This window comes from Actinoplanes sp. DH11, from assembly GCF_020873875.1.
Taxonomy (GTDB): domain Bacteria; phylum Actinomycetota; class Actinomycetes; order Mycobacteriales; family Micromonosporaceae; genus Actinoplanes.
Window position 1 is genome coordinate 168390 of the sequence record NZ_JAHWGU010000019.1, and the last position, 13454, is coordinate 181843.

The following is a 13454-nucleotide window of genomic DNA, read 5'->3' on the forward strand; positions in this document are numbered from 1 at the left end:
GCACGCTGACGGATATTTGTCAGACTTCTGCCGCAGCCGGGTCCGGGTGGGGCGATCGGGCCCGTACCCCGCGTGCCAGCACCACGACGGCGGCCAGCGCCGCGGCCGCCCACACGGTCAGGGTGACCGGCACCGCCATCCGGCTGTCCGGAGCCGGCGGCAGCACGATCATGTTGAGAGCCGCGCCGACGGGCACCACGAGCGCCGCGACGACCCCGACCGGCCCGGGCCGCCGGGTGGCGGCACCCGCCGCACCGAGGAACGGTCCGGCCAGCACGCTCGCGGCCAGCCAGAACTGCTGCCTCCAGCCGCCGGTGGTGCCGTCCTGGAGCAGGGCCTCCAGGGCGTCGTACACCATCGTCGCGGCGAGCAGCGAGACACAACCGGCCAGGGCGCCGGCCAGAATTCCCGGCGCCGGGCGTACACCGTGGCTCACCAGCCGGCCCACGACCACCGCCAGGGCCGCCCACGCCCAGCCCGAGTCGAGGATCAGGCTGACGAACTCGGCAGCCTGCGCGAGGCCGCTGCGGTCGGCGCGAGCCGTACCCACCTCGTCGAGGTGGATCGGCACATGATTGACCAGAGCCGTGCCGAGGCCCAGCACCGAACCGGCCAGCAGGGCCGTCACCGCCCACCGCATCCATCGCATGGACAGCACGATAGGTCTGCGACTCCCGGCACGCTGCCCCGCCGCTGACCGTTCCTGATCGGGTCGGCGCGGCCGTTGATCGGGCTGGCGCGGCCGTTCGATCGGCCGGCGCGGCCGGTCAGACCAGCAGGTCGACGGTGTGGTGGCCGGCGCGGATCCGGGCCAGGTCGGCCGCGTGGGCGGCTTCGACGCGGGACACCTGGTTGGCGGCGTTCTCGATGGTGGCGCGTACCGAGGCGATCACGCCGGGCGATGCGTTCTCGGAGGTGAGCGACTCGGCAAGCTGGAAGCGGCTGCTTTGCAAGCGGCTCCAGGCGACAGAGCTGGACCAGGTGGAGGCGGTCGCGCTGCTGACGTTCATCGGAACTCCTTGGGTCGAGCCGGGTGGGACGGCCCCCAACATCGACCGGCTCGCTCCTGACCTGCAACTTCTGGCAGTGAGCTAAGCAACAGCTGTGCAACCTGGGCGGTTGCTGGGTGCGGGCGATCCGGCACCCGAGCGGGTGCCGGATCGCGACGCCGGGTGGATCAGCTCTTGACGGAGGCCAGGTCGCGGGCCTTCGCCGGCCAGGTCGAGAGGGTCGGTGCCAGGCGCATGCCGGCGGCGGTGACGGCCTTCTTCAGCGCGTCGACGTCGGAGTCGGCCAGCTTGGCGTACGTGGTGATGCCGGCGGCGGCGAGCGCCATCGCCATCTTCGGGCCGATCCCGGGGATCTTGGTGAGGTCGTCCGGCTCGGGAACGTCGGCCGGAACCGTCGCGATGATCTCCGCGGTGCTGATCGGCTCGGCGACCGGCTCTGCGATAGCGGCGGGCTCGGCGTTGGTAGCGGGCTCGGTGTTGGTGGCGGGCTCGGCGACGGCGGCGGGTATCGCGACCGGCTCGGCGACGGTGGCGGGCCCGGCGATGACGACGGGCTCGGCGGGGGTTGCGGGCTTGTCCGCGGCAGGAGCCGGCGAAGCGTCCAGAACCTCGGCGCCGACGGGCTTGGCGTCAACAGTGTCGGTGGCCACGGGCTCGGCGCCGTTCACAGGCTCCGGCGCGGCAACAGGCTCGGGCGCGGCAACAGGCTCGGGCGCGGCAACAGGCTCGGGCGCGGCAACAGGCTCGGGCGCGGCAACAGGCTCGGGCGCGGCAACAGGCTCGGGCGCGGCAACAGGCTCGGGCGCGGCAACCGGCTCGGGGGCAGCGACGGGCTCGGGGGCAGCAACAGGCTCGGGAGCAGCGACGGGCTCGGTCACGGGCCTGGTCGCGGGCTCGGCGGCGACCGGCGCCGGCGTTTCGACCGGCTCGGAGGAACCGACCGGCTCGGACAGTGCCGGCGACACCACCGGCGACGACTCGGGCTGCGGCACGTCGACCGGCACGACCGCCGGGTCGACGCGGGTCACCGGCTCGACATCGGACTCAGCAGCCGGCTCCGGAGCGGACGACGCGGCCGGCTCCGGGGAGGAAGTAGCGGCGGGTGCGGGAGTGGACGATGCGGCGGGCACGGCCGCGGCGGCGGGCGCGGTGGATCCGGCCGAGGCAACCGGCTTGGCCTCGGCTCCGGCGAAGCGTGCCTTGATCAGCCAACCGGCTACCGCGCCGATCACGAGCCCGGCAACAAAGTAGAGGAATGATGCCATATCGGGCCTCCGGACAGGAGATGGGGGTGCATGTGGTAGCGGGCAGCTTTCCACATCCCATCGTCCGGCCAGAACGTGGGTGGCCTCGAAAAAGAGCCCAGAACAAGAGCCCCGAAAAAGGATCAGCGGCGCGGGACGGCGCCGGGCAGGAACCGGTTGGCCGCGTACGTCACCGCCCACAGCGCCACGCCGATCAGCAGCAGGATCCCGGCGACCCGGTAGTCCGCGCCGGCCCGGCCGGAGAGCGGACTGGCCAGAAAGGCGCACGCGAGCGCGCCGAGCACCGGGATCACCGTCGGCGCCTTGAAGTGGTCGTGGTCGACCGGGTCGCGGCGCAGCACCAGGACCGCCACGTTCACCACGGTGAAGACGCAGAGCAGCAGCAGCGCGGTGGTGCCGCCGAGGGCGGTGAGATCGGCGAACCAGATCAACCCGAACGCGACGGCGGTGGTGAAGAGGATGCCCACCCACGGGGTGCGCCGGGTGCGGTGCACCCGTCCGAGGACGGCGGGCAGGACCCGTTCGTTGGCCATCCCGTAGAGCAGCCGGCTCGCCATCATCATGTTGATCAGCGCGCTGTTGGCGACCGCGAACATGGTGATGAACGCGAAGATCGTCAGCGGGAAGGCCGGTGCTCCGGCGGCGACCACCTGGAGCAGCGGGGTGTCGCCCTCGCCCAGGGCGGACGGTTCCACCAGGGCGACCGACGAGATCGCGACGAGCACGTAGATCACGCCGGTGACGGCGAGACCGATGAGCATCACGCGCGGGAAGATCCGTACCGGATCCTTGGTCTCCTCCGCCATGTTGACCGAGTCCTCGAAGCCCACCATCGCGAAGAAGGCGAGGGCGGTGCCCGCCGTGACGGAAAGGGCGACGCTGTCGCCGGGCGGCGTGTTGAACTCGGTGAGCCGGGACAGGTCGCCGTTGCCGCCGCCGAGGGCCCAGGCGCCGATCCCGATGACGATCAGCAGGCCGGTCAGTTCGACGCAGGTCAGCACGACGTTGGCCTTGACGCTCTCGCCGACGCCCCGGAAGTTGATCAGTGCGACGAGGGTGATGAAGGCGAGCGCGACGGCGGTGAGCGCGAACCCGTCACCGAGGGAGAGGTCGAACGCCTCCGCGAAGTTCCCGGCGAACGCCTTGGACGCGCTGGACGCCGAGGTGAGCCCGGAGCACATCACCGCGAAGGTGACCATGAACGTCAGGAAGTGCACGCCGAACGCCTTGTGCGTGTAGAGCGCCGCGCCCGCCGCACGCGGGTACTTGGTGACCAGTTCCAGGTAGCTGAACGCGGTGAGCAGCGCGACCACGAAGGCCAGCAGGAACGGCAGCCAGACCGCGCCACCGACCTCGTTCGCGACCTTGCCGGTGAGCGCGTAGACACCGGTGCCGAGGATGTCGCCGACGACGAAGAGCAGTAGCAGCCACGGCCCGATGACGCGGTTGAGCGTGGGCCGTTCCTGTTCGGTCTCGGTCACGACCGCCGCCTTCCCGAAAAAGGTCCACTGCGGAACAGTGACGTTACCCGTACCTTGAGTGACGGGAAACCTGGGAGGACATCATGCGTATCGTGCTCGCCGCGAACCCCGAGGCCGATCAGCCGTGGGTGACCGACGCGGTCGCCGACCTGGTCCGGCAGACCGGTGCCACGGTGGCGGTGGTCGCGGTCGACGAACTGGAGACCGAGCATCTGGCGCCGATGCCGCGCAGCGTCTACGTCGAGCGTGCGGAGCAGGCGAGGGATGCCGCCGTGCGGCGGCTCGCGGAGGCGGGGATCGAGGCGACGGGTACGGTCCTGCCGGGCCGTCCGGTCGATCAGATCATCCGGTTCGGGGAGGAACAGGCCGCCGACCTGATCGTGGTCGGGTCCAGTGTGCGGCCGCTGGTGGCTCAGCGGCTGCTCGGGAGCGTGCCGCTGAGCCTGATCCAGAAAGCGGGTCGTCCGGTGCTGGTGGTCACCCACCCGGCGAGCGGGTGACCACCGCGGGAGTTACTGCGCCGGGTACTGGGTGACGTAGACGGGCGTGCCGACCTTCGTCATGTCCGCGGCCTCGCCGACCCCGTTCACCACGTGGTTGATCACGCCGGCGCTGAGGTTGACGGTCATGATGTGGTTCAGCTTGACGCCGGGCGTCTTCGGCACCTCGAACCCGTTCTCGGTCTCGATCGACGGGTTGTTCTGGTTGAAGACGTAGACGCCGCCACCGTGCAGGGTGTGCTTGCGGACGGAGGCGCCCACCTTGTAGCCCGCGTACCCCTTGACCTTGCCGTTCATCCAGTCGGCCTGCGTCGGCGGGTCGTACGGCAGCTCGTTCTGGTAGAGCACGGTGGTGCCGCGCTCGCCGTTCCAGACGGTGTTGTACTTCTGGAAGTGCTCGACGAACAGGCCGGTCGCGGTGACGTCGTCGCCGTTGATGACCGCGCCGTACCGCCCGGTGTTGGTGCGCCACCGGTCGGTGTCACCGTTGACGCCCTCGGTGAAGCCCTCGACGCCGTGGTCGCCGCGCCACACCCAGGTGTGGTCGATCAGCACGTCGTCGCTGTTCACCTCGAGCGCGATGTTGGTCTTGCCGATGTGCGGGCCGCCGACCCGGAAGTAGACGTCGCTCAGCGTCGTCGGGTTCGCCGGGTTGCTGAGGCCGAAACCGTGCTTCTTGCCGACGCGCAGCAGCACCGGCGACTCCTTGAGCCCGGCGTCGATGGTGACGCCGGCGACGACCACGCCCGGCACGTCCGCGACGTCGACCGGGATGGCGCCGTTGACCGCGGTCAGCGTCGCGTGGCCGAGGCCGAGCACGACGGTGTTCGGCCGCCACACCTCGATGCTGCGGGCGACGTCGTAGACGCCCGGGGTCAGCAGCAGGTGCTTGCCCAGCGCCAGAGCCAGGTTGATCTTCGTGACCGAGTCACCGGGCTTGGCGATGTAGAAGTCGGACAGCGGGATCGTCCGGGCACCGGTGGACGCCCAGTCGACACCCTTGGTGTTCCGCTTCGCCGCCGGCACCTTGACCTGGTAGCGGCCCTGGCCGTCGACGTACAGGTACGGCTTCTCCCGGCTGACCGGGGTGGTGTCCAGCGTGGTGTACGGCGGGTTCGGGAACGCCGAGTCGTCCGGCGCGCCCTCGACCCCGGCGAACACCTGGTTCCAGACCGCGTTCGACCAGCTCTCGACCTGGCTGTTACGGGTCAGCCACTGCTGCTGCGAGCCGTTGGTGGTGGCCGGCAGCTTGGAGTTCGCGATGAAGCCGCCGCTGGCGTACTGCGGACCGGCGGTGCAGTAGTCCATAAGCGTCAGCGGCCCGCCGGTGAACTCGACGCGGCGCAGCGACACGGCCTGCGAGACCGCCCAGAAGTTCGCCCCGGCGCGGCAGCCGTCCTGGCCCTTGCCGTTGACGTTCACGGTCAGGTTCGAGACGGTGCGCCAGAAGTTGACGAGTGCGATGCAGTTCGGGTTGGCCGGGTCGTCGCTCAGGCAACGGTTGTAGGCCTCGACCTTGCCGTTGATCACCACGTCACCAGGGTTCGCCCCCAGACCGGTGATCTCGGTGTAGTAGCCGACCTTGATCTGGAGCGGCTGGTCGGCGGTGCCATAGGTGCCGGGCTTGAAAAGGTACGCGTACCGCTCCGTACCCATCTCGTTGTTGACCTGCTTGGCGTACGTCGCGTCCAGCGTCGCCTGGATCTCGCCGACCGGCATGCTCGGGTCGAAGACGGTGACGTTGCCGCCGAGGTTCGGTGCTTTGGCCGCGGCGGACGCGGGCGAGGCGGTGGCCGGGCTGGGCGCCACGGAGGCGGCCAGTGCCACCGCGAACACCACAGCAGAGGTACGGCGTAACGACCGTCGCCCGCTACGCAGCAGGAGGAGTCTCGTCATGCGGAGGGATCCCTTCCGAAACAAGATCGCAATGATCCCGGTCACAGAAGCAATCGCCGAAGCTCCATGTCAAGCGCCTCGATCCGGCATACCGGGGTGGACCTGGACGAGACACCCGGGTTCCGGAACCTGGAAGCTCTGAAACCGGTTCCGCAACCGTTCCCGGCGCCCCGGATCAGCCCTTGCGGCGGGGTGCGGCGAACACCACGACGTTGTCCCGATAAGTGCGCTGCTTCCGGTCGAAACTGCCACCGCACGTGATGAGGCGGAGCTCGGCACGATCCACCGACCCGTACACCTCGCCCGACGGGAAGGCGTCCTTCGGGTACGAGGCGACGCGGTACACCTCGAACTCGGCCACGGTGCCGTCGGCGCGGCGTACCCCGACGGTGTCGCCCAGACCGAGCTCCCGCAGCCGGAAGAAGACCGCCGGTCCTTCGCGAGCCGTGTCCACATGACCGATAATGACCGCGGCGCCGGCCTCGCCCGGCGTGACCGAGTGCCGGTACCACCCGGCCGGGGCGTCCGCCCGCAACGGCGGAACCTCAAGGGTGCCGTCGTCGTGCAACCCCACCGCGGCGAGCGGAGTCCGCAGACCGATCGCCGGAATCTCCAGGCGCCGCGGCTCCGAACGCCGCATCCCGGACGCCGGCCTCGTGGTGGCCCGAGCCCGCGGCGGCGCCGGCAGCGCATCGTCCGAGACCTCGTCCCCCCGGCCGTCCCGGCTCTGCCCGGCCCCGGCCTGCCCCGGCCCGCGCCCGGCCTCATCGGTGCCGCCGCCGGCCGCCTTGGTGCCACCGCCAGCCGCTTCGGTTCCGCTGCCGGTCGCTTTGGTGCCGCCGCCGGTCGCCTTGGTGTCGCCGGCTTGTTCGCCGCCGCCCGCGTCCGTCCCGCCGGCCGGTCCGTTTCCGGCCACGTCCTTCTCGCCGGTCCGACCGTTTCCAGCACCGTCTTTGTCGCCGGTCTGCCCGTCCCCGGCCGCGCCGGTGTCTCCGGCGTGCCGGCCGCCGGCGGCCTCTGTCCCGGCCGCCACCGGTGGCGGCGCCCCCACCTCCGCACGCAGGCCCATCGCGGTGCTCGTCACTCCCAGCACCGCGAACAGTGCCGCCAGCCCGGCAGCGCGGCGGTCGCGGATGTGCGGCATGTCAGGCGTGCGGGCGCCGGCTGACCGCGTACGTCCCCAGGCCGCCCGCCGCCAGCAACAGGAACACGCCGATCACCAGCAGCGGTACGCGCGTGTCAGCCATGCCGCTGCCCCCACCCGCGTCGACGCCGCCCTTGGGCGTGGGCGCGGTGGTCTCGTCCCCATCCCCATCGCCGGTCCCGCCGTCGTCCCCGCCACTCCCGTTGCCGTCGTTCCCGCCGTCGCCGTCGCCGTTGTTCCCGCCGTCGCCGTCCGGGTTGGCGCCCCCGTTGTTGCCGTCGCCCGGGCCGGCGCTGCCGTTGCCCCCGCCCGGATCGGCGCTGCCGTCGGCGCCGCCGGGGTTGGCGCTGCCGTTGTTGCCGCCGTCGCCGGGCACGCTGGTGCCCGGGTCGGGGCTTACCCCGCCCGGTCCGCCCGCGCCGTCGCTCGGCGCCGGGTTCCCGCCCGGCTCCGACGTGCCGACTCCCGGACCCGGCTGGGCGGTGTCATCCCCGTTGTTGTCGCAGGTGGCGAGCAGAACGAACAGCAGCAACAGCGCCAGGAGCAATCCGGCGCCCAGCGCGATGGCCCGGTCGCGGCGCCCACGGCGCGCCGGTGCCGCGTGACTTTGAGACACGAGTGCGCCTTTCGCCAAGATCGGCACATCCCGCCCGGGATGGTGGGCGCCACGTTAGTGACCCAGCAGGCGCGGCGCACCCCCCTGTCCGTGATCAGTCACTTTGCCCACCGGAACCGGCTTCCCATCGCGACCGCCGACCGCCGGCCGCCGGCCGCTGACCGCTGACCGCTGACCGCTGACCGCCGGCCGCCGGCCGCCGGCCGCCGGCCGCTGACCGCCGACCGCCGGCCGCTGACCGCCGGCCGCCACCGCTCACCGCCACCGCTCACCGCCACCGCCACCGCTCACCGCCACCGCTTACGGTGGGTCACCGGGTGAGCGTTCCGGCCGACGGCAAGGAGCGTCTGATTTCAGCCATATGCCCGACTCGAATATCTTCCCGTCAGGTGGCGAAGGTTCATGGTGGACGTCGTAGCGTTCACGGCAGATGCATCAGCAGAGCCGCCATCGCGATGTGGGTGAGCACTCCCGCGACGCCGAGGGTGATCGCCAGCGTGCCGATCCGGCGGGATCGGGAAAGGTCCCGGATCCCCAACATGATCGCGAAGACCGAGCAGAGCAGCAGCGGGTTGATCACCAGGCTGATGGCGCCGACGATCACGGCCCGGTTCCGCGGTGCCGTGGCGGCGGGCGGTGGGGGTTCGGGCGTGGCCGGAGTGGTGTACCCCAGCTGCTCCGACACGGCGTCAACCGGCTGCATGGTGTAGCCGCCCGGTGGGGCGAACGCGGCTACCGACGGCGCCGTGATCGACGGCGCCACCAGCTCACCCGGACCGGCCGCCCCGCCGTCGCGGCCGGCAGCAGACTCCCGAAACGGATCGCCGCCGCCCGGGTGCGCGCCCATTCGCGAACCCCCGCCCGGTGGGGTAGCCCCAGCCCTCGTCGATCCCGGTCCGGTCGCGTCCGGCCATGGCTGCCGGTCGGCCACCGGCCCGGTGGTGTGTGCTTCCGGTACTGGGCCGCCGGTCGGCCTGCTGGTGTGTGTTCCGGGGACCGGGTCGCCGGTCGGCCCGGCGGCGGGGAACGCGAACGGTAGAGGCGCGGCCGGCGGCGTGGGTGTGGCTCCGGGCTGGATGTGCGAGGTCCACTCGCGGCCGTCCCACCAGCGGAGGGCGGGCAGGCCGTACGGGTCCGCGTACCACCCCGCGGCCGCCCCCGAGGGCTGCGTCATGATCGAGCGTCCTTTCCGACCGGGCTGTTGTTCCCGATCGGCCCGACAGCGCTCAGCCTGAGCCCTACCGGCCGCGCCACCCCATCGGGCTGTCACTCATGGTTGCTTCAGCGCGGGTTCGGCAGCCGTGGGTGACAGCCACCCCCATCGCGCTGTCGCTCATGGTTGCTTCAGCGCGGGTTCGGCAGCCGTGGGTGACAGCCACCCGCCCGGCTGTCACTTACGGCTGCCCGAAAGTGAATCGAGCAGCCGTGAGTGACAGCCGACCGTTCACGGGCATGCGGGGGTGTCGCCATGCTCTGCCGAGCGGCGGATGCGAACGTTCCACGTTGTGCGCGTAGAGGGCTCGGATGCTGACCACGGCGGGCAGGGTGTCGACGCGCCGCTGGGCGAGTGCGCGCCGCAGGGAAAAGGGGTGCGGCGGTGTTGATCTGCTAGCGCTACGAAATCGCGGTTTCGACCCCTTGATCACAGCGATTTCGTAGCGCTAGCAGATCAACATCTCGCTATGGACGGCACGGCCGACGCCTGGAAAGGGCACGTGGTATCGGCTTGGCGGCCGGCGGGGGTGCGGCGGTCGGAGGGCTTCGCGGCACCACAAACGGGACCGGCACGGGGTTGTGGTCGCTGGAAACCGCTTTCCGGCGACCACGAACAACGGCTCGCCGCCGGCCACGACCCGGCCGCCGGGCAAACCGGCGAACCCGGCCGCCGGGCAAACCGGCGAACCCGGCCGCGGGGCCAAACCGGCCGCGGGGCGAAACCGGCCGCGGGGCGAAACCGGCCGCGGGGCGAATCCGGCTGCGGGGCGAATCCGGCCGCCGGGGGAAACCGGCCGCGGGGCGAATCCGGCGGCCGGCCCCGGCGGAACGAGATCTGGGGGGCGCAGCCCTGTGGAGGCGGAGCGGTGGCGGAAGGGGGAGCGGTCAGGAACGGGTGATGGCGAGGGAGTCCACGGCCGCCTCGACGAGGGAGGCTGTGCCGGCGTCCGCCGCCTCGATCTGGAGGCGGATCGTCTGGCCCGCGTACCCGGACAGGTTCGCCGACGCGGTCGTCCAGGCCGCCGCCCGGTTCGACGCCGCGCCCGCCTGGTTCAGCACTGTCGTGGTGGTGGCGCCGGAGACGACGCGGACCCGCAGGTAGTCGGCGGTCGTCGCGTTGTTCAGGTGGGCGAGGTACCAGGACAGGGACAGCGTCAGCGTCCCCGAGGCCGGCAGGGTGATCGTGGGGGAGAGCAGCGAGGTGACGCCGCCGTCCAGGTCGTTGGCGCCCGCGCTCGCGCCCGCCGTGGCCCCGGTGATCAGAGCGTAGCTGCCACCGGCGGCCGCGTTGAGCTGGGTGGCGACGCCGGAGCTGGTGGTCGCGGCCGGGTTGCCGCGTTCGAGCAGGCCGGAGGTGGCGGTGTCGGCGGTGCCGCGGGTCCAGGTGGTGGCGGTTTCCAGGTCGTCGGACCAGACCGTGGTGCCGGGCGGGGTGCCGGCGCCGGCGAGGGTCCACACCGTGTACGCGATGGCGTCCGAGTTCCGGTCCAGCGCGGTGTCGTTGATGTTGCTGATGGTGTCGCAGGCCGCGTGGTAGCAGGGGTCGAAGCGGCCGGTGGTGCCGCCCCAGAGTGCGACCTGCGCCGACGTCTTGCTCTGTTCGGCGCCGGTGAAGATGCCGCCGGCCGGGATGCCGGCCGCGATGAACGGGCCGTAGTCGCTGCGTCCGTCGAAGTCGGTGCCGCGGGTGGGTACGCCGATCGACGTGAAGTAGGCGGCGAGGGTCTGTTCGATGCGCGCGGATCCGGCGGGCCCGGGTCCGGCGCCGGTGCCGTCGGAGTTGTCGCCGTCGTAGAGGAAGTAGCCGGGGTTGGGCGAGCCCACCATGTCGAAGTTCAGGTAGCCGGTGATCGCCGAGCGCTGGGCCGCGGTGAGCGAGTTGACGTACGCGTTGGATCCGCGCAGGCCGAGTTCTTCGGCGCCCCACCAGGCGAAGCGCAGGTGCCGGTCGGGCTGGAAGCCGGTCCGCGCGACCTGCAGGGCCACTTCGAGGATGGCGGCGGAGCCGGATCCGTTGTCGTTGATGCCGGGTCCCGCGGTGACGCTGTCGAGGTGCCCGCCGATCATCAGGGTGTCGCCGGTGTTGCCGCCGGGCCAGTCGGCGATCAGGTTGTACCCGGTGGCGCCGCCGTACGTGAACGACTGTTGTGTCGTGGTGAAGCCGGCGGCGTCGAGCAGGTTCTTCGCGTAGGTGACGGAGGCGAGGTAGCCGGGCCGGCCGTGTGCCCGGTTGCCGCCGTTGGCGGTGGCGATGTTCTGGAGCTGGGTCAGGTGACCTTTGACGTTGGTGAGCGAGATGTCCGGTGCGGCGGCTGTGGCCTGTACCGGGGCGGTCAGCAGACCGGTGATCAGCAGACCGGCGAGGGGAATCGGAAACATATCGAGGAGCATCGCAGAACCCGCAGCTCAGACCGTCATACTAATCGATACCTATCGCCGTTTCCGAATCGCAATCGTAAATTCGATGTTGCCTGAGCTGCACATGTCCATGCCTGGATGTTTAGAGTGCCATGATCGCCCCGGAGCCACGGCGACCACTGTGGCTCGAATTCGGAAGGCATGGGATGCGTAAATTCCTGGCGGCAACCGTCGCCGCGTCCGTCGCGCTCCTGATCGGAGCCGGCGTGATCCCGTCCTCGGCATCCGCACACGGCAAGGAGCCGGGCTACACCCCGCCACCCATCGACTGGGGAACCTGTGCGAGCGCGGGTCTCAACGCGCGCGGCGCGCAGTGCGGTTTCCTCGTGGTGCCGATGGACTACGCGAAGCCGAACGGCACCAAGATCAAGCTTGCGGTCTCCCGGATCAAGCACACGTCCAGTGCGGACCAGTACCAGGGCGTCATGCTCACCAATCCGGGTGGCCCCGGCGGTTCCGGGCTCACCCTGTCGGTCCTCGGCGGGTACGTCCCGGACAACGCGGGCAGCTACTTCGACTGGATCGGCTTCGACCCGCGCGGCGTCGGCTCCAGCGTGCCGGCGCTGACCTGCGACCCGGACTACGCCGGCTACAACCGGCCGTTCTACGTGCCGGTGACCCGGCAGCTGGAGAAGACGTGGCTGGCCAAGGCCAAGGGCTACGCCAAGGCGTGTGACAAAGCCGGCGGTCCGCTGCTCGACCACGTCAAGACCACCGACACGATCGCCGACATGGAGAGCCTGCGGAAGGCGCTCGGCCAAAAGAAGATCAACTTCTACGGCTTCTCGTACGGCACGTACCTCGGCCAGGTCTACGCCACGCTGCACCCGGACAAGGTGCGCAAGTTCGTCTTCGACGGCGTGGTGAACCCGGAGCGGGTCTGGTACGACGCGAACCTCGACCAGGACATCCAGTTCGACAAGAACATGGACGTCTACTTCGCGTGGGTCGCCAAGTACGACGCGGTCTACCACCTGGGCACGACCGCGAAGTCGGTCAAGCAGAAGTACTACTCGACCCTGTACTCGCTGATCAAGAAGCCGGCCGCCGGCAAGATCGGCCCGGACGAGTGGAACGACATCTTCGTCTCGGCCGGTTACTACGTCTTCGGCTGGGAGGCCACGACCGAGGCGTTCGCCGCCTGGGTCAACGACAAGGACCCGTCGCTGCTGCTCGAGCAGTACCCCGAGCCGGGCGCCGCGGGCTCCGACAACGGCTACGCGATGTATCTCGCCGTCCAGTGTTCCGACGTCAAGTGGCCGACGAACTGGTCGAAGTGGCAGCGGGACAACTGGAAGATCTACGCCAAGCACCCGTTCATGGCCTGGAACAACGCCTGGTACAACGCGCCCTGCATCAACTGGGGTGCCAAGCCGGGAAAGCCGGTCGAGATCAACGGCAAGAAGGCCCCGGCGGTGCTGATGATCGCCGAGACCAAGGACGCCGCCACCCCGTACTCCGGGGCGCTCGAGGTCCGTGAGCGGTTCCCGAAGTCGGTCCTGGTCGAGGGTGTCGGCGGCACCACGCACTCCGGTTCGCTGAACGGGATCGCGTGCACCGACAACATCATCGCGGACTACCTGGCCACCGGCGAGCTGCCGAAGCGCGTCCGCGGCAACCGGTCCGACGCGCAGTGCGACCCGGTCCCGCAGCCGGTTCCGGCCGCGGCGGGCGCGGCCGCCACGAAGCGTTCGGCCGCCCCGGCCGGCCTTCCGGCGGAGATCCGCGCGGAGATCGGCGTCCGCTGATCACCAGCACGGCATGAGACGGCCCGGACGGGATGGCGGATTCCAGGGGTCGTTGCAACACAGGTTGATTAACTGGTTTCGGCCAGGAGTTTAGCGAAGCGCTCGGCTGGGGTGTCCCAGCCGAGCGTTTTGCGTGGGCGGCCGTTGAGTTCGACCGCGAC

At 70.7% G+C, this 13454-nt stretch carries 11 protein-coding genes; 2 read left to right on the forward strand and 9 right to left on the reverse strand.

The features are described from left to right. Window positions 1-19: 19 nt before the first annotated feature. The 4 genes from LPA41_RS26415 to LPA41_RS26430 all read right to left on the reverse strand — a co-directional run bounded on the left by LPA41_RS26415 (window position 20) and on the right by LPA41_RS26430 (window position 3756). Entirely contained in the window at window positions 20-649 is a 630-nt protein-coding gene (locus tag LPA41_RS26415) for a DUF6518 family protein (RefSeq protein ID WP_229073507.1), read from the reverse strand. Between the two features lie 118 nt (window positions 650-767). Further along, window positions 768-1010: a hypothetical protein gene (locus LPA41_RS26420; protein WP_229073509.1), complete on the reverse strand. Its 243-nt coding sequence runs from the start codon at window positions 1008-1010 to the stop codon at window positions 768-770. 167 nt (window positions 1011-1177) lie between these two features. Further along, a complete protein-coding gene (locus tag LPA41_RS26425) occupies window positions 1178-2455 on the reverse strand; it encodes a helix-hairpin-helix domain-containing protein (protein ID WP_229073535.1) in 1278 nt (425 codons plus the stop codon). Continuing rightward, a complete protein-coding gene (locus LPA41_RS26430) occupies window positions 2398-3756 on the reverse strand; it encodes an APC family permease (protein ID WP_229073511.1) in 1359 nt (452 codons plus the stop codon). Before LPA41_RS26430 ends, LPA41_RS26425 begins: the two co-directional genes overlap by 58 nt. Before the next feature lie 83 nt (window positions 3757-3839). Between LPA41_RS26430 and LPA41_RS26435 the strand changes: the two genes are divergently transcribed. Continuing rightward, the gene (locus LPA41_RS26435) at window positions 3840-4256 is read left to right on the forward strand and encodes a universal stress protein (RefSeq protein ID WP_229073513.1); all 417 of its coding nucleotides are present in this window, start codon (window positions 3840-3842) and stop codon (window positions 4254-4256) included. A gap of 12 nt (window positions 4257-4268) precedes the next feature. Here the strand turns inward: LPA41_RS26435 and LPA41_RS26440 are convergent, their stop codons facing one another. The 5 genes from LPA41_RS26440 to LPA41_RS26460 form a co-directional block, all read right to left on the reverse strand. Next, window positions 4269-6152 (reverse strand): glycosyl hydrolase family 28-related protein, encoded by a 1884-nt coding sequence (locus tag LPA41_RS26440; RefSeq protein WP_229073514.1) that lies wholly within the window; start codon window positions 6150-6152, stop codon window positions 4269-4271. 175 nt (window positions 6153-6327) lie between these two features. Next, window positions 6328-7296, reverse strand: a complete 969-nt coding sequence (locus tag LPA41_RS26445; protein WP_229073516.1) for a class F sortase — start codon at window positions 7294-7296, stop codon at window positions 6328-6330. 1 nt (window position 7297) lies between these two features. Further along, window positions 7298-7912 (reverse strand): hypothetical protein, encoded by a 615-nt coding sequence (locus LPA41_RS26450; RefSeq protein WP_229073537.1) that lies wholly within the window; start codon window positions 7910-7912, stop codon window positions 7298-7300. 421 nt (window positions 7913-8333) lie between these two features. Continuing rightward, window positions 8334-9086: a DUF2510 domain-containing protein gene (locus LPA41_RS26455; RefSeq protein ID WP_229073518.1), complete on the reverse strand. Its 753-nt coding sequence runs from the start codon at window positions 9084-9086 to the stop codon at window positions 8334-8336. Between the two features lie 926 nt (window positions 9087-10012). Further along, the gene (locus tag LPA41_RS26460; protein WP_229073521.1) at window positions 10013-11506 is read right to left on the reverse strand and encodes a M20/M25/M40 family metallo-hydrolase; all 1494 of its coding nucleotides are present in this window, start codon (window positions 11504-11506) and stop codon (window positions 10013-10015) included. 185 nt (window positions 11507-11691) lie between these two features. On the opposite strand from LPA41_RS26460, the gene LPA41_RS26465 reads away from it, so the two are divergent. After that, on the forward strand, window positions 11692-13293 hold the full coding sequence (locus LPA41_RS26465) for an alpha/beta hydrolase (protein ID WP_229073522.1): 1602 nt from the start codon (window positions 11692-11694) through the stop codon (window positions 13291-13293). Window positions 13294-13454 lie beyond the last annotated feature (161 nt).

Bases quoted from the DNA above. Each gene is read 5' to 3' on its own strand.
- LPA41_RS26415 (WP_229073507.1), bottom strand. From the start codon at position 649: ATGCGATGGATGCGGTGGGCGGTGACGGCCCTGCTGGCCGGTTCGGTG.
- LPA41_RS26420 (WP_229073509.1), bottom strand. From the start codon at position 1,010: ATGAACGTCAGCAGCGCGACCGCCTCCACCTGGTCCAGCTCTGTCGCC.
- LPA41_RS26435 (WP_229073513.1), top strand. From the start codon at position 3,840: ATGCGTATCGTGCTCGCCGCGAACCCCGAGGCCGATCAGCCGTGGGTG.
- LPA41_RS26440 (WP_229073514.1), bottom strand. From the start codon at position 6,152: ATGACGAGACTCCTCCTGCTGCGTAGCGGGCGACGGTCGTTACGCCGT.
- LPA41_RS26445 (WP_229073516.1), bottom strand. From the start codon at position 7,296: ATGCCGCACATCCGCGACCGCCGCGCTGCCGGGCTGGCGGCACTGTTC.
- LPA41_RS26455 (WP_229073518.1), bottom strand. From the start codon at position 9,086: ATGACGCAGCCCTCGGGGGCGGCCGCGGGGTGGTACGCGGACCCGTAC.
- LPA41_RS26460 (WP_229073521.1), bottom strand. From the start codon at position 11,506: ATGTTTCCGATTCCCCTCGCCGGTCTGCTGATCACCGGTCTGCTGACC.
- LPA41_RS26465 (WP_229073522.1), top strand. From the start codon at position 11,692: ATGCGTAAATTCCTGGCGGCAACCGTCGCCGCGTCCGTCGCGCTCCTG.